Annotated in this window: 21 protein-coding genes and 1 pseudogene; 10 read left to right on the forward strand and 12 right to left on the reverse strand. The window is 68.8% G+C overall.

Going from position 1 to position 25,577, the window contains the following annotated elements; genetic code table 11:
- Nucleotides 1-28: 28 nt before the first annotated feature.
- Nucleotides 29-2,116 carry a hypothetical protein gene (locus tag I0C86_RS01550; RefSeq protein WP_196199363.1) on the reverse strand — a complete coding sequence of 696 codons (2,088 nt, stop codon included), beginning with the start codon at nucleotides 2,114-2,116 and terminating at the stop codon, nucleotides 29-31.
- Nucleotides 2,117-2,425: 309 nt separating this feature from the next.
- On the opposite strand from I0C86_RS01550, the gene I0C86_RS01555 reads away from it, so the two are divergent.
- From I0C86_RS01555 to I0C86_RS01575, 5 genes are all read left to right on the forward strand, one after another.
- The gene (locus I0C86_RS01555; protein ID WP_196199364.1) at nucleotides 2,426-3,310 is read left to right on the forward strand and encodes a helix-turn-helix domain-containing protein; all 885 of its coding nucleotides are present in this window, start codon (nucleotides 2,426-2,428) and stop codon (nucleotides 3,308-3,310) included.
- Nucleotides 3,303-3,506 carry a DUF397 domain-containing protein gene (locus I0C86_RS01560; RefSeq protein WP_196199365.1) on the forward strand — a complete coding sequence of 68 codons (204 nt, stop codon included), beginning with the start codon at nucleotides 3,303-3,305 and terminating at the stop codon, nucleotides 3,504-3,506. Before I0C86_RS01555 ends, I0C86_RS01560 begins: the two co-directional genes overlap by 8 nt.
- Nucleotides 3,507-3,848: 342 nt before the next feature.
- A complete protein-coding gene (locus tag I0C86_RS01565) occupies nucleotides 3,849-4,109 on the forward strand; it encodes a hypothetical protein (RefSeq protein WP_196199366.1) in 261 nt (86 codons plus the stop codon).
- Nucleotides 4,106-4,813 carry a hypothetical protein gene (locus tag I0C86_RS01570; RefSeq protein WP_196199367.1) on the forward strand — a complete coding sequence of 236 codons (708 nt, stop codon included), beginning with the start codon at nucleotides 4,106-4,108 and terminating at the stop codon, nucleotides 4,811-4,813. The genes I0C86_RS01565 and I0C86_RS01570 overlap by 4 nt, the downstream gene beginning before the upstream one ends.
- On the forward strand, nucleotides 4,761-5,192 hold the full coding sequence (locus tag I0C86_RS01575) for a Holliday junction ATP-dependent DNA helicase RuvA (RefSeq protein WP_323373412.1): 432 nt from the start codon (nucleotides 4,761-4,763) through the stop codon (nucleotides 5,190-5,192). Before I0C86_RS01570 ends, I0C86_RS01575 begins: the two co-directional genes overlap by 53 nt.
- 79 nt (nucleotides 5,193-5,271) lie before the next feature.
- Here the strand turns inward: I0C86_RS01575 and I0C86_RS01580 are convergent, their stop codons facing one another.
- Genes I0C86_RS01580 through pglW form a run of 3 tightly spaced genes read right to left on the reverse strand, consistent with a single transcriptional unit; the run spans nucleotide 5,272 to nucleotide 13,678 of the window.
- A complete protein-coding gene (locus I0C86_RS01580; RefSeq protein WP_196199368.1) occupies nucleotides 5,272-6,012 on the reverse strand; it encodes a hypothetical protein in 741 nt (246 codons plus the stop codon).
- Nucleotides 6,009-9,536: a BREX-2 system adenine-specific DNA-methyltransferase PglX gene (gene pglX / locus I0C86_RS01585; protein ID WP_196199369.1), complete on the reverse strand. Its 3,528-nt coding sequence runs from the start codon at nucleotides 9,534-9,536 to the stop codon at nucleotides 6,009-6,011. Before pglX ends, I0C86_RS01580 begins: the two co-directional genes overlap by 4 nt.
- On the reverse strand, nucleotides 9,533-13,678 hold the full coding sequence (gene pglW / locus I0C86_RS01590; RefSeq protein ID WP_196199370.1) for a BREX system serine/threonine kinase PglW: 4,146 nt from the start codon (nucleotides 13,676-13,678) through the stop codon (nucleotides 9,533-9,535). The genes pglX and pglW overlap by 4 nt, the downstream gene beginning before the upstream one ends.
- A gap of 564 nt (nucleotides 13,679-14,242) precedes the next feature.
- On the opposite strand from pglW, the gene I0C86_RS01595 reads away from it, so the two are divergent.
- Together I0C86_RS01595 and I0C86_RS01600 are read left to right on the forward strand one after the other, a co-directional pair.
- Complete coding sequence (locus tag I0C86_RS01595; protein ID WP_196199371.1) at nucleotides 14,243-14,602, forward strand: hypothetical protein; 360 nt, start codon at nucleotides 14,243-14,245, stop codon at nucleotides 14,600-14,602.
- 24 nt (nucleotides 14,603-14,626) lie between these two features.
- On the forward strand, nucleotides 14,627-15,205 hold the full coding sequence (locus I0C86_RS01600; protein WP_196199372.1) for an SMI1/KNR4 family protein: 579 nt from the start codon (nucleotides 14,627-14,629) through the stop codon (nucleotides 15,203-15,205).
- A gap of 122 nt (nucleotides 15,206-15,327) precedes the next feature.
- Here the strand turns inward: I0C86_RS01600 and I0C86_RS01605 are convergent, their stop codons facing one another.
- Both I0C86_RS01605 and I0C86_RS01610 read right to left on the reverse strand, forming a co-directional pair.
- Nucleotides 15,328-15,909, reverse strand: a complete 582-nt coding sequence (locus I0C86_RS01605) for a dihydrofolate reductase family protein (RefSeq protein WP_196199373.1) — start codon at nucleotides 15,907-15,909, stop codon at nucleotides 15,328-15,330.
- Nucleotides 15,910-15,995: 86 nt separating this feature from the next.
- The gene (locus I0C86_RS01610; RefSeq protein WP_323373413.1) at nucleotides 15,996-16,835 is read right to left on the reverse strand and encodes a helix-turn-helix domain-containing protein; all 840 of its coding nucleotides are present in this window, start codon (nucleotides 16,833-16,835) and stop codon (nucleotides 15,996-15,998) included.
- Between the two features lie 136 nt (nucleotides 16,836-16,971).
- On the opposite strand from I0C86_RS01610, the gene I0C86_RS01615 reads away from it, so the two are divergent.
- Nucleotides 16,972-17,592: a hypothetical protein gene (locus I0C86_RS01615; RefSeq protein ID WP_196199375.1), complete on the forward strand. Its 621-nt coding sequence runs from the start codon at nucleotides 16,972-16,974 to the stop codon at nucleotides 17,590-17,592.
- Nucleotides 17,593-17,619: 27 nt separating this feature from the next.
- On the opposite strand, the gene I0C86_RS01620 is transcribed toward I0C86_RS01615, so the two are convergent.
- The 3 genes from I0C86_RS01620 to I0C86_RS01630 all read right to left on the reverse strand — a co-directional run bounded on the left by I0C86_RS01620 (nucleotide 17,620) and on the right by I0C86_RS01630 (nucleotide 20,255).
- Nucleotides 17,620-18,315: a response regulator transcription factor gene (locus I0C86_RS01620; protein WP_323373414.1), complete on the reverse strand. Its 696-nt coding sequence runs from the start codon at nucleotides 18,313-18,315 to the stop codon at nucleotides 17,620-17,622.
- Entirely contained in the window at nucleotides 18,312-19,154 is an 843-nt protein-coding gene (locus tag I0C86_RS01625; RefSeq protein WP_196199376.1) for a sensor histidine kinase, read from the reverse strand. The genes I0C86_RS01620 and I0C86_RS01625 overlap by 4 nt, the downstream gene beginning before the upstream one ends.
- 600 nt (nucleotides 19,155-19,754) lie before the next feature.
- On the reverse strand, nucleotides 19,755-20,255 hold the full coding sequence (locus I0C86_RS01630) for a hypothetical protein (protein WP_196199377.1): 501 nt from the start codon (nucleotides 20,253-20,255) through the stop codon (nucleotides 19,755-19,757).
- Nucleotides 20,256-20,568: 313 nt separating this feature from the next.
- Here I0C86_RS01630 and I0C86_RS01635 point away from each other — a divergent pair, with 313 nt between their 5' ends.
- Entirely contained in the window at nucleotides 20,569-21,846 is a 1,278-nt protein-coding gene (locus I0C86_RS01635) for a hypothetical protein (protein WP_196199378.1), read from the forward strand.
- Between the two features lie 168 nt (nucleotides 21,847-22,014).
- Here I0C86_RS01635 and I0C86_RS01640 read toward each other — a convergent pair whose 3' ends face one another.
- Nucleotides 22,015-22,845 carry an alpha/beta fold hydrolase gene (locus I0C86_RS01640; RefSeq protein ID WP_196199379.1) on the reverse strand — a complete coding sequence of 277 codons (831 nt, stop codon included), beginning with the start codon at nucleotides 22,843-22,845 and terminating at the stop codon, nucleotides 22,015-22,017.
- A 155-nt stretch (nucleotides 22,846-23,000) separates the two neighbouring features.
- Between I0C86_RS01640 and I0C86_RS01645 the strand changes: the two genes are divergently transcribed.
- On the forward strand, nucleotides 23,001-23,978 hold the full coding sequence (locus I0C86_RS01645) for a sigma-70 family RNA polymerase sigma factor (RefSeq protein WP_196199380.1): 978 nt from the start codon (nucleotides 23,001-23,003) through the stop codon (nucleotides 23,976-23,978).
- Here I0C86_RS01645 and I0C86_RS01650 read toward each other — a convergent pair.
- Nucleotides 23,892-24,284 (reverse strand): STAS domain-containing protein, encoded by a 393-nt coding sequence (locus I0C86_RS01650; protein WP_196199381.1) that lies wholly within the window; start codon nucleotides 24,282-24,284, stop codon nucleotides 23,892-23,894. The two genes, I0C86_RS01645 and I0C86_RS01650, sit on opposite strands and share 87 nt — an antisense overlap.
- 248 nt (nucleotides 24,285-24,532) lie before the next feature.
- Nucleotides 24,533-25,577 (reverse strand): annotated as a pseudogene (locus tag I0C86_RS01655) (hypothetical protein); the annotation flags it as partial.

The following is a 25,577-nucleotide window of genomic DNA, read 5'->3' on the forward strand; positions in this document are numbered from 1 at the left end:
TGTGGAATATGGGGAACCAGGGCATTGGTCAGGTATCTGCCAGACCGAGAGCGGCGAGTGCACCGGTCAGGTCTGCGGCGGTGGCCAGATGGCGGAGGTTTCCCTGCTCACGCAGGTCGACCCGGCAACCGGTCGACCAGAAGTGGACCGTCACCCACTGCTCGGCATGATGGGCGGCGAGCCGGAGCAGCAGCGGTTCCGGGTCGGCGATCGCGTCCGATGCCGGCGTCTGCGGTACCGCGACCGGTTGCGCGGGATCGTCCGGCACCGCCTCGGCCAGCACGCTCTCCAGGTAGTCGAGGGCGTAGGCGACCGCCCCGGCCAGGGTCGGCCGGTCTGTGGGTGCGATCTCCCCCGCCGTCCATACCGGAGCGCCGAGGGTGATCTCGACGTGCCAGGAGATGCCCTGCACGCGGAGCGGGTCGTCGGCGTGGTGCCGGTTGTCGCATACCGAGACGTCGATCGTCAGGCCGAGGCCGAGGGCGAGCCGGATCACCTGTGGCAGCGGCGGCACCTCGGGTGGCGCGGCCAGCACAATCAGCCGGGCGCCGGGTCGGCCCCGGCCGGCGTGGGCGAGGTGCTGGGTCAGCGGTTCGACGTCGGTGGCGTGCAGGGTGACGTACCCCTGGCGGAGGTCCTGGTCGACCGGCCAGCCGCCGTCGGCCTCGGTGAGGTCCTCCGGTCGTACGCCGAGAGTGCTGGCATGGGTCGCCAGCCGGAAGCGGTCGGGTAGCTGGACCACCGGCTTGCCGCCGGGCTGGGTGGCGACCAGCGGCGCGGGAGTGGCGTCGGCGGCCCGCCAGTTGAGGTGCACGACCTGGTGGTCCAGGTCGGTGATGGTGACGATCAGTCCCTGGTAGATCCGGTGGCTGTCCAGGCAGGTGTGGCAGGCCATCCCCCCGGCGCGCAGGCCGGTGCCGCCGCACCTAATGCAGTCGGGGTCGACCGCAGGGGCGCCGACGGTGCAGAAGCAGGGCCGTAGCCCTCGTTCCGGGTCGCAGGACGGGCACGGGGTGCGGCCGATCGGCTCGCCGAGCCAGTCGGGGTCCGGCGGCTCCCAGCCCCGCCGGAGCACCTCGGTGAACCGTCGCACCAGTTGACCGGTCTCCCGCTCGACGAGCCGTTCGGTCCGACCGGCGATTCGCAGGGTGGTGTGCCACCAGCGCCCGTTCCGCCAGATCACGCTCGCCCCGGGTAGCCGCTCCCCGGTGCGCAGGTCGGTGCAGTCGGCCAGCACCCGACGCTCCAGTTCGTCCAACTCCCAGACCGGTTTCGTCGGGCCGGTGGCCGATTCGACCGACGGAACGAGATACCGGGCGGGCGCGGCGATCCCGCGCGCCGCGATGCCGGAGATCGCGGACGGCACGGTGACGGTGCCGAGCGCCTCGACCAGGCTGTACGTGGTCCCGCGCCGGCTCGCCGGCACCGCCGCCCCGGGTACGTCGAAGCGGATGTCCCAGAGCAGATCGTCGCCGTTCAGTCGGCGGGCCTCCAGCACCAGGTCGAGGCAGAGCCGGTCGGCGAGAGCGCAGAGCTGGCCGAGCCGGTGCTCCGGGGCGACCGGCAGCGGCGCGACGCTCCGGCCCCGGTACACCTGCCAGCTCTCGCCGGAGTCCCCGGCGATGGCCCGGGTTTCCAGCGCCAGCCGTTCGTCGTCGGGTAGCTCGGGGCTCCACTCGCGGGGCAGCCAGACGGCCGATTCGGTGCCCGACTGCCCGTACGCGTCCGACCAGGTGGCAGCGCCGACCGTCGCGGCCAGCTCGTCGATCAACGGCTTCAGCGGCAGGTGCCAACCGCCGTCCGGCGCCGGTCGGGGCGACACCGTGCCCGGCTCGACGCTGACCGAGGCGACCGCGCCGGTGTCGACATTGACAACGGTCAGCACGCGCTGCGCCCGCCGCTGGCCCCGCTGCCCGCACCGCCCGCAGGCGTTCGCGACCCGGCCGACACCGTGACACACCCGGCATTCCTGGTACGGCTCGCGGGGCGCAGGCTCGTCAGTGACCAGGACGCGGCTGCCGTATCCGACGCAGGCGCAGACGCCCAGGGTGAAAGTCAGCCCGTCGCAGCTCGGGCAGGTGGTGACCAGGGATCGGCCGGTCGTCGGGTCGCTCATCGCTGCCCGGCCTGGGGCGCGTCGGTGATCCGCCGATCGGAACGAGTTCGGTGGCTGGAGCGAATACGACAGGCATTTGCGCGCACGGAGCAGCATCCTTTCGCCGAGGATTGTTGATCAGCGCGGCGACCCGGTCGGAAACTGTATGGACGGTCGCCTCTCGAAGGCCATCTTGTAGCGTGGGGCTGGTGACTGGCAACGAATTCCGGCGAGAAATTGCCACCGCCTATTGACTTATTTTCGGTGAACAGATAAACGTTTTAGCGGAGGCGGCAGGATGTTGCAAAATCGAACGCGGGGAGTGATCAAATGACCGAGGAGATGGGGTCGACCGTGCCGCGCCGGCAACTCGGTCGAACGCTGAAGCAGCTACGCACCGAGGCCGGGGTGACCCTGGACGGGGCCGCCGACGCGCTGGAGTGCAGCCGGCAGAAGGTCTGGCGGATCGAGAGTGGACTCGGCGTGGTCCGCTCGCTCGACGTCAAGGCCATGTGCGCGCTCTACGACGTCAAGCCGGAGCTGGTCACCGCGCTGGTCGGGCTGGCCAGCCAGACCAAGGCCAAGGGCTGGTGGCACGCGTACGGCGACGCCATCCCCGAGTGGTTCGAGCTGTACGTCGGCCTCGAAGCGGTCGCCTCCCGACTGCGGTTCTTCAAGGACGCGCTGCTCCCCGGCATCGTGCAGACACGCGAATATGCCCTTGGGATGTACCGCACCGACCAGCCGGAGATGGACGAGGATAGTCGGGAACGCGCCATCGGGGCACGGTTACAACGTCAAAGCCTGCTGACCCGGCGCCTGCCTCCGGCACCGAGCGTGGAGATAGTCCTGTCCGAGGCTGCGCTACTACGGCCCGTCTGCGACCGGCAGGTCATGATCGGGCAGCTCGAACATCTACTGGCGGTATCCGCGCTGCCGAACGTCGTCATCCGAGTGCTGCCGCTGGCAGCCGGGCAGCACCGCGGTTCCCTGGCCGGCTCGTTCATCATCCTCGACTTCCCCGCCGGCAACCGGAACACTCCGGAGCCACCGATCGTCTACTGCGAGTCGCTGACCGGGGCTCTCTACCTCGACCGGCCCGCCGAGTACGCCGCCTATGAGAAGGTATGGGCCAGCCTGGATGCACTCGCACTCGATGAGGGACAATCGAGAAACATGATCCACAAAATCATCGGGGAGATGCAGCATGGCTGACCTGCGCGATGCGCACTGGCGCAAGAGCACTCGCAGCGGGGGCAACGGCGGCGAGTGCGTCGAGGTCGCCGACAACCTGGTCGGCGTCGTCGCCGTACGCGACAGCAAGGACCAGGCCGGACCGGTCCTCGCCTTCCCGCCGCGCGCCTGGTCCGCCTTCGTCTCGGGAGTCAAGACCGCCACGCTCGTCCATTGACCGACCCGCTCCTACCGATGCCCTCAGCCTCCGGCCAGGGGCATCCGATGTTCCCGACTCACTCCGCACACATCATCGGGTGCCGTCGGCTCGACCTCCTCAGCCAGGGCTGTCGGCCTTGGGACTGTGGCCGATTGACCAACCCCGATAGTCTTTCGCCATTGGTCGGGCGTGATACCACCTCGGGTTACGTTCCGACGACACGGACGGGCAGCCATACAACGACGGCGATCCGGAGGACCGGCGTGGCCAGCATCGAGGACGTGGGGCAACACTCGCTCGAACCGCTGGGCTGGGCAGCGACGCCACGAACCAAATCCTCGGCCGATCCGGCTTGATGCAGTGACGATCAACGAGGTCAAGGCCACCCTCCGCGCCGGCATCGAGGCAATCGAGCACGGCCGCTCCACGTTCGAGCAAGCCGCCACTGACGCCGCCGAAGCCATCGCCCGCGCCCACCAGCTCCTGCAAGACAGTCAGGATGGCGAAGTTAAAAAGATGCGGAAGAGCCTGACTGCGGCAGAGGGCGAGGTCAAGGCGACCGTCGGCCGGTTCGCCGCTGCCAAAGGCAACGCCGAGTCCTACCTCGCCGACCTCGGATGACCGTCAGCGTCGGGGAGGTCGTTGCCCAGTTGCTTGCCGTGCGCAGAAAACTGGACGCCGCCGCCGTCACCGCACTGCGCGCCCAAGCTGACGCCGACCAGGCCGAAGCACACTTCACCGAGGTCGCCAGGGGCACCAGCCACAACGACATCGGTGAGGCCATCACGGCCAGCCACACCGCCAGCGAGAAGGCCGCCCGGTACGCCCGACTCCTCGCCAAGGCGAACGGAAGCCTGACCGCCTACATCAACAAGATCGCCCCCGGCTCGGTCCCCACCCATCAGGCCGCCGAGACCGCAGCACCGTCAGGCGAGCAACTGCTCAATGACACTGTCGAACGATCAAACACGCGACGCAACATCGACAGTTACCTGAGTAGGATGGCACGCGATGCCGAGAACATCCAGGACACCGCGAAGACCTCGACAGAGGCTGTGCAGCAGGGTGTCAACATCGTCCGTGCTGCTCCCAGTCCACCAGGGATCCAGCAGGCTGGGACCGGCACGCCGAGCGCGCCAGTCCCGACATCCAGGCCGAAGATCGACGCACCCGAAGCGGCAGGCAACATCGTCGTCGTCGCTCTGATAACTGGGATTGCGATTCGACGATTCAGCCAAACAGTCAGTGACACGATAGCGAGGATGAAGAAGCGTGGGCACGAGGACCGAACTCAGCGACCTGATTCGCGCGATGGCTCGCCGTGACTGGGGTACCGCCGACCGCCTCATACTTGAACTGGACAAGCTGGGATGGCAGGGAGGTCCTCAGGTCATCGGTGCCGCTTTCGCTATCGCCGTCAACCGTAGGTTCGAATCCGTCTCCGACGCACGCGCGATCACGCGGTTCGTCGCCGAAACCCGCTCTCAGTACGAGGGGGGCAGCCAGCTTTCCGCCCTCGAAACAGAGGGCTTGATCCGAGCTGCCCTCGGCGAGGTCGAGTTGGCGGATACCATCAAACCCGACACTGCCCTGACGATCCAGATCACCATCATCGGCGCACTCCTACAGGACGCCAATTTCACCGATCCTCAACTCGAAGAGTTCATCGCCGAGGTCGAACAGGCGGCAGCAAGGTTTATGTGAGCCTCGATGCCCAGGAAGTTTCCTGTGAAACCGTTGATCAGCCAGCTCAATCGCGCAGTAATTCGCCGTCCAGCATCCGCTAATCCCATGTACCGATTCGCCGCCAGTGAGCAAGGCGGGCGTCGGTCGTTGCAACGCTGGCCCGCATCGCTAAAGCCCACTCTTCCTGCTCTCTCAAGATTGCCACAAATGTTTCATCCTCGCCAACACTTACTAGCGTAACGCCATCATCGGACCGCAATAGTTGGTCGACTTCGAAACCACGGTACAGCGGACGAGAGCCAGCGAGACGGCGCCGCCGTTCATGCCAACTCCGGATAGATTTCGTCGGGATCAGTTGCCGCCAGCCGCGCGCCGGACGTTCTTCCAACAACTTTCGTAGCCCCGTGTCCTGACGACGACAATTTACCACCAACTCGCGTGCCCGTTCATACTGGTCTGATGATCCATCGCGATTCATGAAGATGGTGCGATAGAAGTCTTGCAATACTGGGCGGATGGCGTTCATATCCGCCACATGAGCCTCTAACAGATCACATGCTTGCACTAGGATCTCGTCGCAACGTCTACTGCCACTCTCCTTCTCTTCGCCGGGAAGCGGCTCACCTGCGTCGACCTCGCTAACATAATTGCGAGCTATGAAGTTCCAAGCGACATCCCCAGCCGTCAAGACCAAGTCGTACGCATATTCGCGTCTGGCCGCATGTCTGGCGTCTACAGCAAGTTGTCGGTCGACGCGCTTGCCATAGATACTCACGCTGCCCGCAATTACGGCACAAAAAACCGCTACAATTGCAGAAACAACGATCCCGATTATCACAGCACAGCCGTCCTCCTGGTCGGGCTAGTGGTGTGGTTCGATTGCAAGGTGAGGCGATCGGCATCGAGTTGAGATAGTTCCGTGTCGATCAAGTCTGTGACGAGCTGCGCTGGCGAGCCGAGGAAGCCCTCCCGCTCGTCGGCATACCACTGGTGCAGCCACGGCTCCAGCTCGACCAGCCCGGCGAGCAACGGCAACAGCCGATCCCGCGACCAGGCAGCCTGCGTCTTGCGGTCTAGGTAGATGGCGGCCAGGGCCTGGGCCTGCGCCAGGTGGTCCCAGCCGGCCCAGCCGAGTAGCTCACTGCCGTCGCCATCCCGACCCGCCTTCGGGTACGAGATGAAGCGTTCTTTCGGCACGTCGAGCTTGCCCCGCTGCCGCCAGTACGACGCCTTCACGAAGTCAGCCGACGAGTACTTCGGCGGCACGTCGATCTGCACGTCCTCGCCCGCATCCTCCAATCGCTGCAACGCCCAGGTACGCTCCCACTGCGCACGCTTCCGCAGCCCGGATGGCTTGTAGCGCTGCACCGGCAGGTACGGCACATTCTCATCCGCGACGAGCTTGCCAAGGGTCTTGGTCAGGTCGTGGTCGTCCCGCCCGACCCAGAGGTCCAGCACCGAACGGAAGCCTTCGTCATGCCGCACCTTGTCGGCGAGTTGCGCCACCGACTGCGGCGTCGGATGCACGCCCCACAACTCTGGCGTCTCGAGCCGATCCAACAGCCAGCCACGCAGTGCACTGGTCTGCATCATGTCCCAGCCCTCGCTGGCCCACCGCCGCTTGCACTCCGGCCGCTCGATCAGCCCAATGTTGCGGTCCGACTCAATCACCGCGATGCGCCGCTCCACCAGTGCCCGGTAGTTATCCGGCCAGTGCGCCGGAAACTCAGTTAGCGGCGTCGACCCATGCCGCGTGAACCACTGGGTCTCTACCTCGCCGGCCGCCATCTTACGGGCGAGCACGATCTCGAACGCTCGCTCCCCCAGCTTCAACTCCGGCGGCTCCGCACACGTCAGCTCCTCATCCAGCAGCCCGTAGAGTTGGTAGACCTCCCAGTCCAATTCCTCCTGCACGGCGATCATCTGCGCCCGGATCGACTCGTACTCACCCCGAGCCACCTTCACCTGATCCCGCGTCGGCGCTTCCGAATCGGCTACCGCAGCCGGCGTCACCTCACCAAGCCGCTGAGCCAACCCATCTAGCCGCCGTGCCAATTCCAACGGGTACGCCCCCGGCAGCGGAAACTCCTGCAACTTGGTACCCGTGAACTCGTAGAACCGCTCCCAATCATCGCTGGTAAAACCACCACCTTCGCCACGAATGCCCTTATCGTGACTAACCTGCTTGAGCCAGAAGCAGGCCGTCGAGCTATTTAGGACGCTGAGTAACTGCAAGTAGTCATGCTCCCCCGCTCCTTCTTTCAACTTCACAACAGGTGCATGCTGATTGAAAGTCAACCCGCCACGCCCTAACGCAAACTGGCAGTGCGTAGAGACGTGCGAAAACGAGATAGCATACGGAGTGTCATATCGAGATTGAACCCATCGATACCATGACCACCAAGGGAGACCTGCATCAGCGCGGGTCCGTCTCGAGAAATCCGTGAGCGCCTCAAGCACTTTTTTGCCGAGCCAGAGATGCCTGGACCAATGCAATCCCATGTCAACGGCAATCAAATTGCCATGGCTGTCGTAGGGAACGAGAGCCTTCAACCCTGGACGAAGCTCCCAGTCCCTGACCTCCTCACCGGTGACCATAGGGCGAACTACAGAGTCAGGAGTTCCGTGTCGGGTGTGCCATGCGGCAGGCAGGTAGAATAGGTCATCGACGCCAGAGAAGCTCGCAAATCCGACTTGGCCAGATATGAGTCTGGCTACCGTCAAATCCCGCGTGTCTGCAATTCTCTGCATCAAGTCCGATGCGCCACCGCCCGAGAGAGACCAGGGGAATGCGACCATTCGGGCACGGGGGAGGTCGACGACAGTAACCCAATCAGATTCTGAATCGGGCACGTCTACTTGCCCGACGATCGCCAGCCATACCGCTCCCTCTGCGGGTCTGACTGGCTGAGAGGGTTCACCCCTTACACCAAGAACCGCCCGAATTGGGCCACTGTAGCGCGGACTCACGAAGCGGTTATTGCCGATCAAGATAACAGTAGGCGTGCCATGGCCAGGAATAAAGGCACCAGAAGTATCGATAACCTCGGTTAATTCGACCCATCCAGCAAAGTATTTCTCGATAAGATTCTTGCCAAATTCACGCTTCATGAATGCATTACCCGTGATTTGGCCAACGCGACCAGCACCATCGCCCTGGCTATCTCCGCGCTTAGCGAGTTCAAAGAATCGCTCGGCGAAGGGAACCGTCAGAGCATACTTTCCGGAGCAAGTTTTTTCGTAAATGCTTCGATATAGTTTGTTGCGGGCGGCATCTGATACGGTGATGTAAGGCGGATTACCAACTACCACAGTGTACTGATCCTGACGCAGATAGTCCTTAAGAAGCTCGACATCCTCAGTTACATAGGCGAAGCCTGGACGCCCTTTGAGGTGAGCAATCAGATCGCCCTGGATACCCCACTTGAGCAGTGAATCTCCCGTGGCTACCCGTACGGGCCAGGATGGGATGCGCTCTAGCGACGACAGGTCGCAGACCTTCATCGCGGCGATCAGCAGACGGAAGCGGGCGATGGCGACCGCGAACGGGTTGATGTCGACGCCGGTGACCTGCCCGAGCGCCCGCTCGGCGATCACCCTGATGTCCGTCGCCGGCTCGCGTTCCCTCCACTTCGTGACTAGCCGGTGGAAGACACCGAGTAGGAAGTGCCCGGACCCGCAGGTCGGGTCGATTACGTTCGTCTCGGCCAGGCCGAACTCCTCGACCGCCGGCTCGAACGTCCGGTCGAGGATGAACTCCTCCACGAAGTCCGGCGTCTGCAACAGCGCGTACGTCTTCTTCGCGTGCACGGACAGGTCCTGGTACAGGTCACCGAGGAACCGGGTGTCCAGGTCGTCCCGCCGCAGCGACACCAACCCCGCCCCGCGACGAAAGAAGTCGGAGAGCCCCTCGGCCGCCTCGCCACTCAGATCGAACCGCCAGACCGGATTGTGCTCGTCGAAGATCTTCGCGGTGGCCCGCAGCCCACGCAGATACCCGAACGCTTCCCGCAGCCAGTGCCGGTCGTTGTGCCGAGGGTTCGCGATCAGATACTGCTGCCGGTGCTGCATCGCCCGCTCGGCCGGGGCGGTCGGCGCCGGGCCGCCGATCCACAGCGGCTCGACCAGCGAGTTGTCCTCGCAGAAGCGTACGAAGACACAGCCGAGCACCCAGGCCACCGCCGCCTGGTCGAGGATGTCCTCCAGCCAGGTTTCGAAGGTCGCCGCCGTACGCTTCGCCTCCCCTGCCTGCCCGTGCTCCTTGCGCAGTGACGATTCCAGCTCCGAGTCCCGGCCGACCTGTTCGCGCAGGTCGTCGGTGAGCGCGGTGACCTGGGCCTGCAAGGCTTTGAGCGGGATCATCGGGGGGTGGTCCTCTCCGGGGCGGGGGTGATCCAGGCTTCGGGTAGCCACATCGACTGGCTTCCTGGTGAGGTGAGCGGGACCTGCACGCCGTCCAGCACGGGGGTTCCGGTGCCCCGGGCCGGCACCAGCAGCAGCCGGGCGGCCGCGCGGGGACGGGTCGGGTCGGCCAGGTGCTGGATCACCTGGAGTTGGCCGTACCGGGCCAGCGGCGCGGCCTCGGTGATCAGCACGGGCCGCTCGGCGGCGTCGATCGCCTGCTCGACAGCCGGTACGACGTGATGCTGCACCAGCTCGACCAGGCTTCGGAAATCGGGGTCGGCCGGCGAACCGCTGTCCGCCGCGACGATCGCCTCCCAGGGGAAGCCAAGCGCCCGCAACTGGTCGAGCAGGATCGCGGTGACGTCCACTTCGGTCAGTCGCAGCCGGGCCAGCAGCGCCCGCCGGGCCGGGCCGAGCCGGCGGAGCGAGGCGAGCAGCACCAGGAAGCCGTGCCGGTCGATGGTGCCGGTCAGGCGGGTGTGCGCGGCGGCGACCTCGTCCGGGCCGAGCAGTGGGCTGAGCGTGGTCGCCCACCGGGTGCCGCTGACCGACGAACCGACGTCGCGGGGGCCGTACTTTCGCGCGCCAGGATGCCAGGTCAGCGGCGCCTCGCCGGCCCGTAGCAGGTCGTCCAACTCGGGACGGTCCGGCAGCTCCTGAGCGCGGGGGAACCGGGCGCGCACTCTGGCGCGTACCGTCTCGGGGTCCAGGAACTGGCCGACCAGGCCGCCGATGGCGAGCTTCAGCGCACGCTCGGCGGGCATCGCCCTGGGGTAGAGCTGGCCCTGCGGGTTGACGTCGGCCTGTCCGTTGCTGCCGGCTGCGGCGAGTTGCAGCAGCCGCTGGTCGCTGAGCAGCGGCATCCCGGCCGGCGCGGCCAGGGTACGCAGCTCTTCCACCGCCCGTTGCCGGGTCGGCAGCGGGTCGGCGGCGGCCAGGGTCGCCGCCTGGCGGCCGAGCCGGACCACGTAGGCCAGCAGGTCGGCGGCGGTGCTCTCCGCGGCCGGATCGTCCGGCTCGCGGCCGATCAGCACCGCCTCGGAGCGCTGGAACCGCTGGATGGCGAGCCGCGCGTCGCCGCCCCGGTTCAGCTCCGCCTCCACGGCGGCCCGGACCAGGCCGATCGCCTGCGCGGTCCGCTTCGGCTCGGCGGTGAACGAGCCCCGGGCGGCGACCAGCGCGTCGGCCAGCTCCTCGCTGGACATGACGGCGCCTCGGCCGTCCAGCAGGGCGACGATCTCGTCCCGGATGGTGGTCAACGCGGGATTGTTCAGCCATTCCTTGCCGGCGAACCGGCGCAGCAGCGTGGAGATCTGCGGCTGGACCTGGTCGGTGGCCCGCGCCACCTCGGCCTGGGCCGGCCAGTGCAGGAAGGTGTCGCCGTTCCCGGTCGCTTGCCCCAACAACACCTGGAGGGTACGGCGCTGCCGCTGGTTACGGCTGGTCTCCGGCGGCAGCAGGGTGGCGCTGATCGCCTCGATGCCCTGGGCCGTGGGCTGGCCGGCTACAGGGGCCGGCGACGCGGCGGTCGCATCCGCCTCGGCGAACTCCTCCCGCAGCGCCCGGGTCTTGGCCAGGATCTCCTTGCGGGTCGCGTCCGGCACCCCCCTGGCCCGAGTCAACGCGGACGGCTCGGCGTCGAGCAGCTCCCCGACCGTGTGTACGCCGAGCCGTTCCAGCGCCGACCGGGCCCGTGCCGTCAGCGTCGTCGCCTCCAGCGGCGAGTCCTGGTCGAGCAGTACGGTCGCCGGCCCGACCTCGCCCGGCTTCGACTTCAGTTCGGGGATGTCCCGGAAGATCGCCCGCCAGGCGTCGGTCATCTCGTCCAGGGTGTCGAACCGGCGGGCGGTGTCCCGGGCGAGCGCCTTGTCGAAGAAGGCGACCAGCCGGTCGGCGACCGACTGGTCGAAGGCGGCCGGGTCGAGGGTCACCTCCTCGCTGATCGCCGCCGGGTTGGCGTTGTCGCCCCAGCGTGGCAACGTGCCGGTGGCCATCTCGTACAGGGTGACGGCGGCGGAGAACCGTTCGGCAGCGGCGTCGTAGCGCATCCGGCGCGGCGGGCCGAGGAACGGGTCAAGATAACCGGTGGTGCCGGCGTTGATCTGGTCCGCCGGGGTGTCGGCCAGGGAGAAGTCGAAGATGCACAGATGCGGCTGCTTGTCCTTCGGACGCGGCCGGGCCGCCAGGTTCGCCGGCTTGATGTCCCGGTGCCACACCCCCTGGCCGTCCAGCATGGCGACGATCTCCAGCAGGTCGCGGCCGTACCGTTCGAGCAGGTCCAGCGAGAGACGTCCCTCGCGCAGATCCTCGGCCAGGGTGCGGGACCCGGCGTTCTCCATCAGCAGCGCGGTGCGCGGGCCGACCTGGACCGGACCCTTCACCAGGGCCGCGACCCGGGAGTCGCGGACCTTGTCCAGGGTGCGCGCCTCGGCGGCGAACCGCTCCCGGTGCTGTTCGTCCCGGGCCACCTTCAGCACCAGGTCCCGGCGCCCCTCCGGGGTCTCCGCGTCGACCAGCAGGGCGGTGGCGGTGGCGCCACTGCCGAGCCGGTCCTTGACCACCAGACCGCCGTCCAGCACGTCACCCCGGCGAGCCTGTAGCGGGTCGATCACCGGCTCCGGCTCCGGCGCGGTCAACTCGTCCCAGACGAGTTCCAGGCAGGACCGGAAATCCGCCATCCGCGCGGTCCGCTCGGCTGGATCACCCCGGGTGGCGTCGTAGACCAACTGCACCAACGCGTACGGCATGCCGTCGACCACGGCGTCCAGGTGCAGCCCGCCGTCGGCGACGGCGGTGAGCAGCTCGTCCGCACTCGCTGCCGGGTCGGCACCGGCGAAGATCCGGTACGTCAACGCGCCCAGCGCGAACAGGTCGAGCTGATGCCCCGGCAGGTGCTCCAGGGTGGTCGCCTCGGGCGCCTGGTAACGCCGGACCTGGTCGTCGAAGAAGATTTCCAGGCTGGCCGGGTCGGACGGCGGGGTGAGCTGGGTCAGCCGAGTACTGGCCAGTCGGGCACCGGTCTGCCAGTCGGTCACCACGAGGGTGGGCCGGGGACCGTCCGGGTCGCTGACGAAAATCGCCCGCGGATGCAGTGACCGGTGCACCAGCCTCCGCGAATGGGCATAGTCGATGATTTCGGCGAGATCCTGCACCAGTTGCAGCCGCTGCGCCATGTGCAGCTTGGGGCCCCGCTCGACCAACCACTGATCGAACCGTACCCAGCTCGGCTGGTGGTCGAACACCACCGCCGGGCCCCAGGGATGTTCGACCAGATCGGTGGCGCGGGCGATGCCGGGATGGTGGATGCCCTGCAACAACCGGAATTCCCGCTCGGCCGCCCGCTTGATCGATGGGATGTCCTCCTCGGCCGCCCGGCTGGTCAGATAGAACCGGACCCGCCGCGTGGTGGCGGCGTCGAGCGAGTGGTCGGCGAGGAAGTCCTGCCAACCGATCCCCTCGGCGAACGGACGCTGATGCAGTTGGAGCTGGTTGATGTTGCGTTCGGCCACCGATGGCCGGATCTTCGCGCCCTTGACCAACTCGACGATCTGCCGCGCCCGGACCGCGTCCACCACATGACTCGGATTGCTCGGCTGGGTGAGCAGCAACTTCTTCAGGCTGTCCAGCCCCGCGTTGTGCCCGTCGAGCCCGTAGACGTGCTGACGGCCGATCGGGTCCAGGCTGGCCCGCATGTTCCGGGCGTGCAGGAAGACCGCCGCGCCGACGTACGGCGTCTTGCCGGGCTGCCGGGCGTAGAACCTGATCAGGCTGGCCAGCCGCTTCGCCTTCCGGTTCGCCAGGATGTACGGGTTGTCCACCTGGCGCCGCCGACCGTTGGGCATCCGGCGCATCCAGAGCATGCCGTCGCCCTCGATCTCGCCCTGCCAGTGCTTCAGCTCCAGCACGTACAGGCCACTGCGGGTGAGGATCAGCGCGTCGACCTCGTTGATCGAGCCGTCGGTGCCGACGAACTCGACGTTCGCCCAGACGTGGTACGGCTCCGCGTCCGGCAGGTACGACGCCAGCTCCCGCAACCCGTCCTGCTCGTGTGGGAACGCGCTCGGGTTGATCTGCTCCCACCGGGGAGAGTCCTCACGCACGACACATCACGCTCGCCCACGCAGCCCGCACCGCAGCCCCCAGATATGCAGAATTGGTGGGCAACGTTACCGATGGCTCACAACTACTGTGGAGTGTCCGTTCGGTCGATTCCGAGGGTGATTCGGCGTTTGCCGGTCGTTCTCAGCGCCAATCCGACAAGCCGACAAGAGATCCACAAGCACTGTCCGGCCTCATGGTCCGCCAACTGGCCAGGTCGGCAGCAGCTACCGCGGGGTTCACGGGCCTATGCCGGCGGGGCTCTGCGGTCCGGCCGAAGCCGGCGACCCCTCGCGTTTTCGCCGTACGCCTGGTCCGCCTTCGTATCCGGAGTCAAGGCCGTCGCCATCGTCTGCTGACCGACCCGCTTCAACCGATGCCCTCGACCTTCGTCCGGGGACGTCTGGCGTTGTCTCCATCTCCACGGAGCCACCCAGAAATCTCCCAGGTCATCGGTGCCGTTTCGGCTCGCAGACCCTCGAGACCGTCCGGCGGGCAGCCTGCCTCTGCGGGGCGCGGACCTGCCTGATCGGGACTTGTCGGACCCTGGCACTAGCTTGCCGGCCATGGCGATTCCCGAGCGGGTGCCGATCTCGTACGAGCCCGACTACCGCACCGACACCATCGGCACCTACGACGGCGGGCAGTTCTTCGGATCCGTCACGGCGACCGTCGAGGACGGCGCCGGGGCCGAACCCGACTGGTTCCGTTTCAAACGGTGGTACGCCGTGCTGCACCGGTTCGACCACGACGGCGGCCACACCGACTCGCAGATCTGGTTCGCCGGCACCAGCGAGCACGAGAGGGCCGCCGTGGAACGGCCTGTACGACACCTGAACCCGACACGCCATGGTGGATGGTCGAACCGCATCGAGACCGGAGCGTCGACCTCGTTGATCGAACCAGCAGAAGCAGCCGTAGGCTGACAGCACCGAACCAGGATGATGAACATGTGGGACGTCGAGGACATCCAAGCCCGGCTCGCAGTTATGCGAGCTGAAGACCCCGAACTCAAACGCTTCGGGGCGCGGCGCCATCGATACCGATTCGGACCCACTCTCAGCGAAGCCGACCTGGCCGCGTTCGAGGGCCACCACCACATCACGTTGCCAGACACCTACCGCAGCTTCCTGCGGGAGGTCGGAAACGGCGGCGCGGGCCCTTACTACGGGCTATTCGCTCTTGACGGCGACGGTCTGAGAGACCACGACCGAGAGGAACGTTCCCGGCCCGGTTACCTAGCCACCCCCTTCCCGCACACGCAGGCATGGAACCCCGCCTACCACGTGCCAGAGCCGGGCGTCGCCGGCCCAGCCGACATGATGACCGAAGACGAATACTTCGACGAACGATGGACGGCTGGCTCGCTGGTAATCGCCGAATTCGGCTGCGGTGCCTTCCACCGCCTGATCATCACGGGGTCAACCCGAGGCCAGGTCTGGTTCGACGACCGAGCCGCCGACGGTGGCCTCACCCCCGAGACCGACTTTGTCGACTGGTACCACGACTGGCTACGTAATCGCAGGTAACCCGACTGCGGCAGCCAACCCAGACCAAACGAACAGAACTAGATCATCTAGCCGGACGTGTCACCCAGGTCCCGAGAATGATCTGTTTCGCAGTGGACCCCTTCGGTACCCGCTCCGATCGGTCAACGGCGTACCCGATAGCGCAGGTGAAGCACCCGGTTGCCCTGAATCACCACGTCAGGATCCTCCAACAGGTGCTGGGCGTCGACCGACCCGAAGTAGCGCTTGCCGGACCCGAACACGACGGGTACGACGTCCATGCGCACCTCGTCGACCAGGCCCGCGGCGAGCACCTGGCCACCGACGTCGCCAGCGGCGACCTCGACGATGCGGTCACCCGCGAGCTCCTGTGCCTTGGCCACGGCCGCCTCGACGCCGTCGACGAAGTGAAACGGCGCCTCGGGGTCCCAGCCCTCGGGCACCGGCCGGTGCGTCACGACGACCACGTGGTCGATCCCGCCCGGAGGCTTCCCGTCCCAGCCGTCCGTCAGGTCGAAGACGTGGCGGCCGGCGATTGTCACCCCGATCTCGTCCCAGTACGGCCGGATGTAGTCGTAGGACGTTTGCGACACCTTCAACGCGCCGCTCTCGTCCAACAGCACGTCACCGCCGAGCAACCAGTCGAACAGCGGTCCGGGCTGGTCGTTCTCGTCCGCGATGAAGGCGTCCACCGACACCGAGCTGTACATGACCACCTTGCCCACGGGTACTCCTCTGCTTCGGGGTGCCCCCAAATTAGCGTGCCGTGAGCTGTCGCTCTTGTAAGAAATCAATCAGCCGGTGTAAGAAATCAATCGGCCGGCAGCGGCCAGCCGTCCAGCGTGTGGCCAGGATGCTCGCGCAGGAACCGCCGCCGGACTTCGGCGTACCGGGTCGGCGTGAGCCCGGTGAACGCCCGGAACTCGTGGCCGAAGTGGGCCTGGTCGAAGTAGCCTGCGCCACCGGCGACGTCGCTCCAGTCGATTGGTTCGGCGAAGTCGATCGCGAGCATGGTGGCGGCGAAGCGCTGGGTGCGGGCCAGTCGCTTCGGCGTGACGCCGATGAGCTCCTTGAACCGCTGTGCCAGATGAGTGCTGCTGACACCGGCTGCCACGCTCAGGTCGCCGATCGCCACCGCCCCGCTGGTCGCCGCGATGGCGCTGCTGGTGTGGCGGACCAGCCCCAGACCGGCGGTCTCGCACAGTCGTCGCATCAGCTCCTCCTCGAGCAGCGTCAGCATCTCGTGAGGTCCCTCGGCCGTAGCCAGCCGGTCTCGCAGTTCGGCGATGGCGGGTCGACCCCAGATTTGCTCTACCGTCACCGGCCGGTCACACAGCTCGGCCGCGGGCATCGGCAGGAACGGCGCCAGCCCCCACGACTTGACGTGCACGCCGACGGACCGGGTCCGAGGTGGGTAGCCGAATTCCCACGCGCGGGTGGGCGTGGTGACCACGCAGCCGTCGGCGTACTCGGCCGTCTCGATGTCGGTGCCGGCGCGGATGCGGAACGGCGCCCCGAGGTTGATGATGAGCAACGCCGCCGGACTTGCCGGCAGCGTCAGCCGGGCGTACGGCGACGCACCCTCCAGGTAGTAGAGGTCGTCGATCAGCCCGTCGAGCGGCGGTCGCGGCGCTCTGGACACGTACTCCACGCCCACAGTATCGCCGGCATCGCGCGCCGGGACGGTCCAGCCGCGCTGCCGCCAGCATCGAGCCCGCAGCCCCGAGTCGGACGGAAAGCGGCCGTAGGGGTGCCACAATGCCCGGGTTCCGACCATTGGAGGATCCGTGTCCGTGGACCTGCAGGCGACGATGCCCGTCGCCTTCTCCGTCGCCGCGCTGGTGTCGACGACCCGGGATGTGTTGACCGAACTGCTGGGCGGCTGTTCCGTGCCGGCGATCGTCGTACGCACCGACCGCCGGTGGGATCGCGGCAGATTGGTCGATCCGGGTCGGGTGCTGATACCTGCCGAGCAGGAAACGGCCGTCGTCGGCGCCGATCTGGTCGGGGCCGACTATGCCCGCTCCGGCCCGGACTACCGCCTGGTCGTGGGCGACGAGGACGACGGGGCGTCTCTCCATGCCAGCGAATACCCGGCCTATCCCGAGTTCGACGAGCCGGCACGGACCGTCCTGTGGTGCACCCCGGACCGTACCTGCGTGGGCGTTACCGTCGGGGCAGCGGTGACTCTGGCCGCGGCCATCCGCGGTGGTGGTCAGATCGAGGAGTGCCAGCTCAGGCTGTTCCCGGTCGTCGACCCGCGCGCGGCGATGCAGGCGTTGCGCCTGCCCGATGCGGAAGCCGGATTCGTCGACCAGTGTGTGCGGTTCGTGCGTGCGATCGACACGCTCAACGGCTGGCCGTCGGCGGTCGACGCTGCCTCGTGGTCCGAGGCGCGGCCGAACTGAGTACCCCGCGTACGCGTGGATGTCCGGCTACCCGGATGCCGCAGCGCCCTGGGCCGGCGTACCCGGATCGACCAGGCCGCCACGGTACGCGGCCACCACCGCCTGCGCCCGGTCCCGAAGTCCGAGTTTGAGCAGGACCCGCCCGACGTGGGTCTTCACGGTCGCCTCGCCGATGTAGAGCCGGGCTCCGATCTCGGCGTTCGACAGCCCGTACGCGACCTGCACCAGCACCTGCCGTTCCCGCTCGGTCAGCCGGGCGAGTTCCTCGGCCCGGGGCGCACGCGGCTCGCCCCGCGCCGCGAACTCGGTCAGCAGGGAGCGGGCCACCGCCGGAGCGAGCCAGGCATCCCCGCGCGCGACCGCCCGTACCGCCAGGGCGAGTTCCGCCGGAAGGGCGTCCTTGAGCACGAACCCGGACGCCCCGGCCCGCAGCGCTTCCCGCACTGTGTCGTCCACGTGGTACGTCGTCAGGATCAGCACCCTGACCAGCTTGTCGGGGTCGGGCTCGTCGGCGGTCAGGATCCGGGTCGCGGCCACCCCGTCGGTGCCCGGCATCCGGACGTCCATCAGCGTGACATCGGGCCGCAGTTCGCGGGCCAGCGCGACCGCCGTCGCCCCGTCCCCGCACTCCCCCACCACCTCGATGTCCGGCTCGGCGGCGAGCAGCATCCCGATGCCGGACCGCACCAGCGGTTGGTCGTCGGCCAGCAGTACCCGGATCACGACGAGCCGTCCGAAGAAGCCGGACTGAGCGGGCCGTCCGGCGCCGGAGTGAGCGGGCTGTCCGACGCCGGACCGAGCGGGGCGTCCGACGCCGGAGTGAACGGGCCGTCCGGTGCCGGGGTGCCCGGCTCCTCCAGTGCCGCAGTGGACAGCGGCAGCCGGGCCGCCACCCGGAACCCGCCGGCCGGAACCGGTCCGGTGGACAGCTCGCCGCCGACGACGGCGACCCGCTCCCGCAACCCGAGCAGCCCGTGCCCGGTGGACAGCCGGGGATCTCCGGCGGCGGGTACGGCACCGGCCGGCCCGTCGTCGCAGACCTCCACCGACAGCTCGTCGCCCCAGCGGATCCGCACGTCGACGCGGGCGTGGGCTCCGGCGTACCGGGCCGCGTTGGTCAGCGCCTCCTGCACCGTCCGGTAGGCGGCCAGCCCGACGCTCGGCGCCACCGGCCGGGGCGTACCGTCCCGGGTCAGGGCAATGCGTAGACCGGTATCCCGCATCCGGGTCACCAGGTCGTCGATCTCGTCAGGGCCGGGCAGTCCGGCCTGGTTGTCCGCCGGGCCGGCTGGGCCGGGTGGGCCCGGTGCCTCGGCATCGGCCGGGACGGTGTCGTCCGGAACGAGTACGGCGAGCATCCGGCGCAACTCGTCGACGGCCTGCCGCCCCGCCTCCTCGATGTGCCCGAGAGCGGTCGCGGCCCGGCCCGGGTCGGTGGGAAGGATCCGCCGGGCACCGCCGGCCTGCAACAACATCACGGTCACCGAGTGCGCCACGACGTCGTGCAACTCCCGGGAGATCCGGGCCCGTTCGGCGGCGACCGCCCGGCCGGCCTCGGCCACCCGACGCCGTTCCGCGTCGGCCAGCCGGCGCCGGCTGGTCCCGGCCCACCGGCCGAGGGCCCAGATCCCGGAAACGACGAGCGTGTAGACCAGCCCGACCCCCGAGGAACACGGCGGTACGGCGGTCCGCGTCGGCGCGGCCCGCCAACCAGGCCTCGTTCGCGGCGATGACCATGAACGGCACCAGCGCCGGGGCGATCAGCCAGGCCCGGCCCAGCGCCGCGTACGCCCCGACGGTGTAGAGCGCCACCAGGCCGCAGAGCACCGGCTGGTAACCGGCGATCAGGGTGCTGCCGACAATCGCGTGCACCCACACCAGCGCGAACACCGGCACCGGGTGCCGGCGGCGCCACAGCAGTGCCGTCGCGCCGAGCCCGGCGTACCCGATCAGCACCAGCGTGGCCGTCCGGGCGCCCCCGGCGTTGGCCAGGTCGGTGCCGGCGGTGCTGAACAGGGCCAGGTCGAGGATCCAGACCGCGACCGCGAGCACGGCGTCCCGGCCGATCCGCGCCGGAGCCGGCGGTCCAGCCGGGACCGCGCCGGCCGGTACGCTCGGACCTGGCCGGACCGTCGGCGGCGCGTCGATCCCGGCGGCCGGGCTCATCGTGGACCGTGGGGTTCGCAGAAACAGAAGAGCACACAGAATCCGGTGGTGAGCTGTTCGAGCGAGTCGAACCGGTGGTCCGCCCGGCGTGGCTCCCGCTGCGCCAGCTCCAACTCTCCGGCGCGGGCCAGCAGGTCCGGACCGACCTGGTCGATGCCCTCGGGGATGATCCGCTGTCGGCGCAGTGCCTCCCACAGGTCGCCGTCGGCCCGGGCGACCTCGGCGGCCAGGGCGGCGGCGTCGGCCCGGCCGATCTGCGCGCTGTAGATCGACGGCCGGCCCAGCTTCGCGGTCATCGCGAGTGGTCCCCGGTCACCCACGGCGAACCGTCCCCACTTCCAGATCGGCGGCGCCTCCACGGCCAGCCGGGGTTCCAGGTCCACCGGAAAGACCAGTATCTCGGCGTCGAGGTCCGGGGCGAACAGCCGCTTCGGAGGGTTCGGCACCAGCACGACGTCGGCGTCGACGAGTACGCCGGCGGCCAGGTGCCCGCTCACCCGGTCCGGCGCCCTTCGGTCCTGAATGGACACTCTGATGTCGGCTCGCACCGCTGTTTCGACGCACATACCGGGGTCCTCCCATGTTCCAGATGTGCCAGCAGGGTAGGCGGCCTCGATCAACACCGCTGTCAGCTTTGGTCACTTGCCGGGTCCACCGCCCGGCGGAGTCCGACCCCCGGGTACACCGTGGCGACTACCCCGGCACTCCGCCTGCGAGCGGACGTCGTGCGCGCCACGTCGGTCCACGATGGATACGCCGCCCCGGCCAGGTTCCGGGACGGCGTCTCCCTGACACGACAGGAGCAAAACCATGTCCCGAGTGCCCATCCGCCGCCTGCTCGCGGCGGCCCTGGCCCTGACCGTGGCCGCCGGTCTGGCCACCGGAACGCCCACCAGGGCCGCCGCCGGTCCGGCCACCGGAACGCCCACCAGGGCCGCCGCCGAGGACAAGCCGGAGTGGACCAGCGACGATCCGAAGGCCGGCTCCAACTCGGCGGCGGAGATCATGGCCGCGCAGGCGCCGCTTGTCGCGTTCGCCAGCCGGATCACCGAGCTGGACGAGAAGTTCGCGGCCCTCGGCGGACTCCGGCTCCGGGTGGAGAAGCGGACCGTGGATCTGTGGTGGAAGGGCGAGGTGCCGGCGGAGGTCCGGGAGGAGATCGTCCGCGCCGACGCCGAGGGGGTCCGGGTCGAGCTGGGCGAGGCGGAGTTCAGCCAGCGGGAGCTGGTCGAGCGTACGGCCAGCCTGCCGGAGAGCTGGCGCGAGTATCCCGGGCTGGTCGAGGTCGGGCCGGCGGTCGACGGCAGCGGACTGCTACTCGGGGTGACCCGGGACGCCGACCCGTCCGGGTGGGACTTCGGCGTACCGGCCGAGGTGGTACGCACCGAGGAGTTCACCGCGTACAGCCGGCGCAACGACGTCGCCCCCTGGTGGGGCGGAGCGGAGATCAGTGCCCCGGTGTCCGGCGCCGGCGGCCGGTGCAGTACCGGCTTCGCGGTGGCCCGCCACTTCCTGTGGTGGGAGACCAGTCGGGGCATGCTCACCGCCGAACACTGCGCCCCCGGTGGCGGAGTACCGTTCGTCGACCCGACCGGTGAGCAGATCGGTGTGGCCGAGCCGGCACCGGCCCGGCGGCTCTCCGACTCGCTCTACATCCCGACCCGATCCGGCGCCCGGATCTACGACGGCGGGGTGGGCGTCGGCGAGTTCTCCAAGCCGGTCGCCGGTGCTACCGCAAACTTCCCCGGGCAGTTCGTCTGCACCTCCGGGGCGGGCACCGGAGTGCACTGCGACATCCGGACCGACCGGATCAACCTGCTGGTCTTCGTCTCCGGTGGGTCCTTCGTCAGCAGCGCGGTGCTGGCGCACGAGGTGAACGGACGGGCCGCGGCCGGTACCGGCGACAGCGGCGGGCCGGTCTTCACGCTGACCCAGAACTTCAGCAAGACCCTGGCCGCCGGGCTGATCGTCGGCGGACGCACCGCGGTGGGCTGCGGCTCCTTCGGCGCATCCTGCGGCAACGAGGTCGCGTTCGTGGACATCGGTTTCGTGCTGCTGGCCCAGAACGCGAGCCTGCTCACGTCCTGACCGGGGCCCGGCACCAGGCCGGCACCGAGCCCGCCACGGAAGGCACTCCGGGCGCCGGACGTTGACGGCGGCACGCCAGCCGGGATAGTTGCCGGCCGCTGTCCACACCACCAACTCGACCCGCCGCTGTTGTATCCACCCAACGGCGGCGGGTCGGGACGAACCGGCTCAGCTCTCCTGGTCCAGGAAGGCGAGGGTGACCGCTGCGAACAGCGGGGACAGGAACAGGTTGTAATGAGTGAGACCGGGCAGGATCGCCAGTGCGTGACCACCCGTGGGCCGGGACTCGCCCATCCAGCCACCGTCACGCTGGCCACCGTCGAGCAGCTTGAAGACGTCGACGTAGTGGCTCGGTGGTGCCATGTCGGCATCGGCGGCGACCACGAGCGTCGGCATCCGCAGGCCGCGTACCTCCTCGGTGAAGTCGAAGTCCTTCGCCATCGCCTCACCGATCTTGTCGAGCAGCCGCGGGAAGTCCTCGGGACGGGGCGCCACCCGCTGGTAGAGCTCGTACATCGGGGTGTCCTTCATGTATTCGGCTGCCGCCCCGCTCACCTGGCCCTGCTGCTGGAGCATTTCCGGATAGATCGCGTCGCGCCTGAAGTTCGCCGCCGCCGCGACCAGGCGGCCCACCTTCTCCGGATACTGGACCGCGACCTGGAACGCCACCCCGCCGCCGAGCGAGTAGCCGACCACGTCCGGCTTCCGCAGGCCGAGGTGGTCGATGAGCGCGGCGACGTCGCCGGCCATCAGCCGGACGTCGATCGGTCGGTCGATGTCGGCGGTCCGGCCGTGTCCCTGCAGGTCGACGGCGATGACCTGGTGGTGGTCGGCCAGGGTGGGCAGGATCGGCCCGAACATCTCACCCGAGCCGAGGCCCCCGTGGAGCAGGATCATGGGGCGTCCCGTCCCGTACGTCTCGTAGTACAGGTTGATGCCGTTGACGTCGGCGTACTGGCCCGAACCGGCGGTCTCGGCGGTCCACTCCGTGGCGGTCATGGTGACTCCTTGGGCTTCCTGGTCGACTTGACGCCGGGGTAGACCGGCCGGGCACCGGAAACTCATCGCTTCCGGCAGCACAAATCAATCGGGTACCCGGCAGCCTCCACGACCCGTCGTCGCCCCGCACCGGGTGCTCGGCTAGTTTCGTCCAGGTGGATGACGTGGCGACCAGCCCACCGATCGAGGCGCGGCTGGAGGCGTACCGGTCTGAGCTGATCGGCTACTGCTACCGGATGTTGGGGTCGGTCTTCGAGGCCGAGGACGCCGTGCAGGACACCCTGGTCCGCGCCTGGCGTAGCTTCGACCGGTTTGAGGGACGGTCCACCCTGCGATCCTGGCTGTACCGGATCGCGACGAACGTCTGCCTGAACATGCTCGCCAGCGCTCAACAGCGGGTCCGGCCCATGGACCTCGGCCCGGCCGGGTCCGGCCGCGCCACCGACGCGGGCGAGCCGCGTCCCGACCAGATCTGGGTGGGCCCGGCACCGGACAGCAGGGTGCTGCCCGAGGGGGCCGATCCGGCCAACGTGGTCGCCGAGCGCGAGTCGATCCGACTGGCGTTCGTCGCCGCGCTACAGCATCTGCCACCCCGGCAGCGGGCCGTACTGATCCTGCGCGAGGTACTGGCCTGGTCGGCCCAGGAGGTGGCCGACCTGCTCGACACCTCGGTACCCAGCGTCAACAGCGCCCTCCAGCGGGCCCGGACGACCATCGCCGCCGCCGACACCACCGCCGAACTGCACGAGCCGTTGGACGACCGGCAGAAGACGCTGCTCACCAGGTACGTGAAGGCGTTCGAGGCGTACGACCTCGATGCGCTGACGGCACTGCTGCACGACGACGCGACGCTGTCGATGCCGCCGCTGCCGCTGTGGCTGCGTGGCCACGACGACATCGCCGCCTGGATGGCCGGTACGGGCAGCGGCTGTCGCGGCTCGCGCCTGCTTCCGGTGGTGGCGAACGGCGTGCCGGCGTTCGGGCAGTACCGGCCCCGAGCCAGTGGTGACGGGCACGATCCATGGGCGCTGATCGTGCTGGAGACCTCAGCCGGGCGGATCGTGGCCGTCAACAACTTCCTCGACACCACCCGCCTGTTCCCGCTGTTCGGACTGCCCGCCCGTCTGGGGTAGCACGTCGGTCAGTCCGAGCAGTCGCACGAGACCGAGCAGGTCCGGGCCGGCCCCGCTGACCACCAGGCTCCAGCCGTGTCGTCGGGCGGTCAGGCGCAACCGGGCCAGCGCCTCGACCGTCACCAGGTCGGGACCGGCCAGGTCGGCCACGTCGCAGACCACGACGCCGCCGGCTCGGCCGCGTAGCAGTTCGGCAAGGTCTGCGCAGAGGACAGGGACATCCGCACGCGTGACCGTCGCGGGGATGGCGGAAAATATCGCGGAGGGCGCCACCTGGGTAGGACCGCTGGCATCGCGGAAACTCATCGGACCGGGCCCCCCGGGATGGGGCCTGGGTCTCGGCTTGGGCCTGGGACTCGGCCTGGGTGTTGGCCTGGGCCTGGGACTCGGCCTGGGGCTCGGCCTGGGCCTGGGGCTCGGCCTGGGCCTGGGGCTCGGCCTGGGACCCGGCCTGGGACCCGTCGGTCGCGGGTCCAGTCGTGGCGCCCGGCATGAGTCGCCGCCAGGACGGGACCAACGGCGGGTGGTGGGGCCGGCGGGACGCCGACGCCGGTTCAGGTGATCGGCAGCGCGGTCGCGACGGGCCAGGCGACCAGCACGGCGCCGGCCGGGATCGTGCGCCACCAGGGCATCCCGGTCAGCCACGCCACGCCGGCAACCAGGAGATACAGCGCAAGCAGCGCCGCGATCAGCGGGGTGACGAGCGCGAGGAAGCCGGGGGCCAGGCCGACGGTGGCCGCTGCGGGAAGCGGCAGGCACACCGCGACCAGGACCGCGACGCTCCATGGCGGACGGGCGATGGCGTTCACGCCGCCGAGCAGGACCCCGGTGGCGAGGGCGAGCAACCCGATCAACCACCAGCGCGACCCGTGCGGCAGCACCGAGGTCAGGCCGAGATGAATGGGTACGACGATCGCCGCGCCCGCCCCGACGGCCAGCGCGACGGTGGAGACCGCCGCCGTCCACGGCGCGGAGCCGAGCCCTACGGTGCCGCTCGCACCATGCCGAACGCCCTCCGCCGGACGGGCACCGGTCCGGCGGCGGATCACCACGGCGGCGGTCGCGAGAATGGCGCCGGCCAGCGCGAAGTAGCCGACGAGGTAGCCGGTGACCGGCGCCGGCAGCATCCGGGCCGACAACCAGCCGCCGACCAGGGCCGGTACCGGGGTGACCAGCACCGCGCCGCCGAGCCACACCATCGACCCGGGTGCGGGCGGTACCGGCCGGGCCGGGATCGAGGGCGCACCACGTGCCGACGGCCGGATCAGCACGGCGGTCACCAGGAGCAGCATGCCGATCAGGATCACCCCACCCGCCGCCAGCCGACGCTTCGCGGCGATCACCTGTCGCTCCGGCCGGTGCCCCAACGCGTCGTCGAGCCAGCGTGCGGCCTCCCGATGGGTACGGCCGGCGTAGAGCACCCCGACGTGTTCGACGAACCCCACCCGAACCATCCGGCGCCCGGCGGTGCCGTCCCCGACCGCCTCCCGCGAAACGGACCGAATGCCGGCGGGTTCCAGTGCGCCGACGATCAGCAGCAGGTGGCGGGGGCCGGGCCGTAACGCCGCTGCCGCACCTGCGCCCAGCGCGCTCGCCACG

The sequence above is a fragment of the Plantactinospora alkalitolerans genome, from assembly GCF_015690345.1.
GTDB lineage: Bacteria > Actinomycetota > Actinomycetes > Mycobacteriales > Micromonosporaceae > Plantactinospora > Plantactinospora alkalitolerans.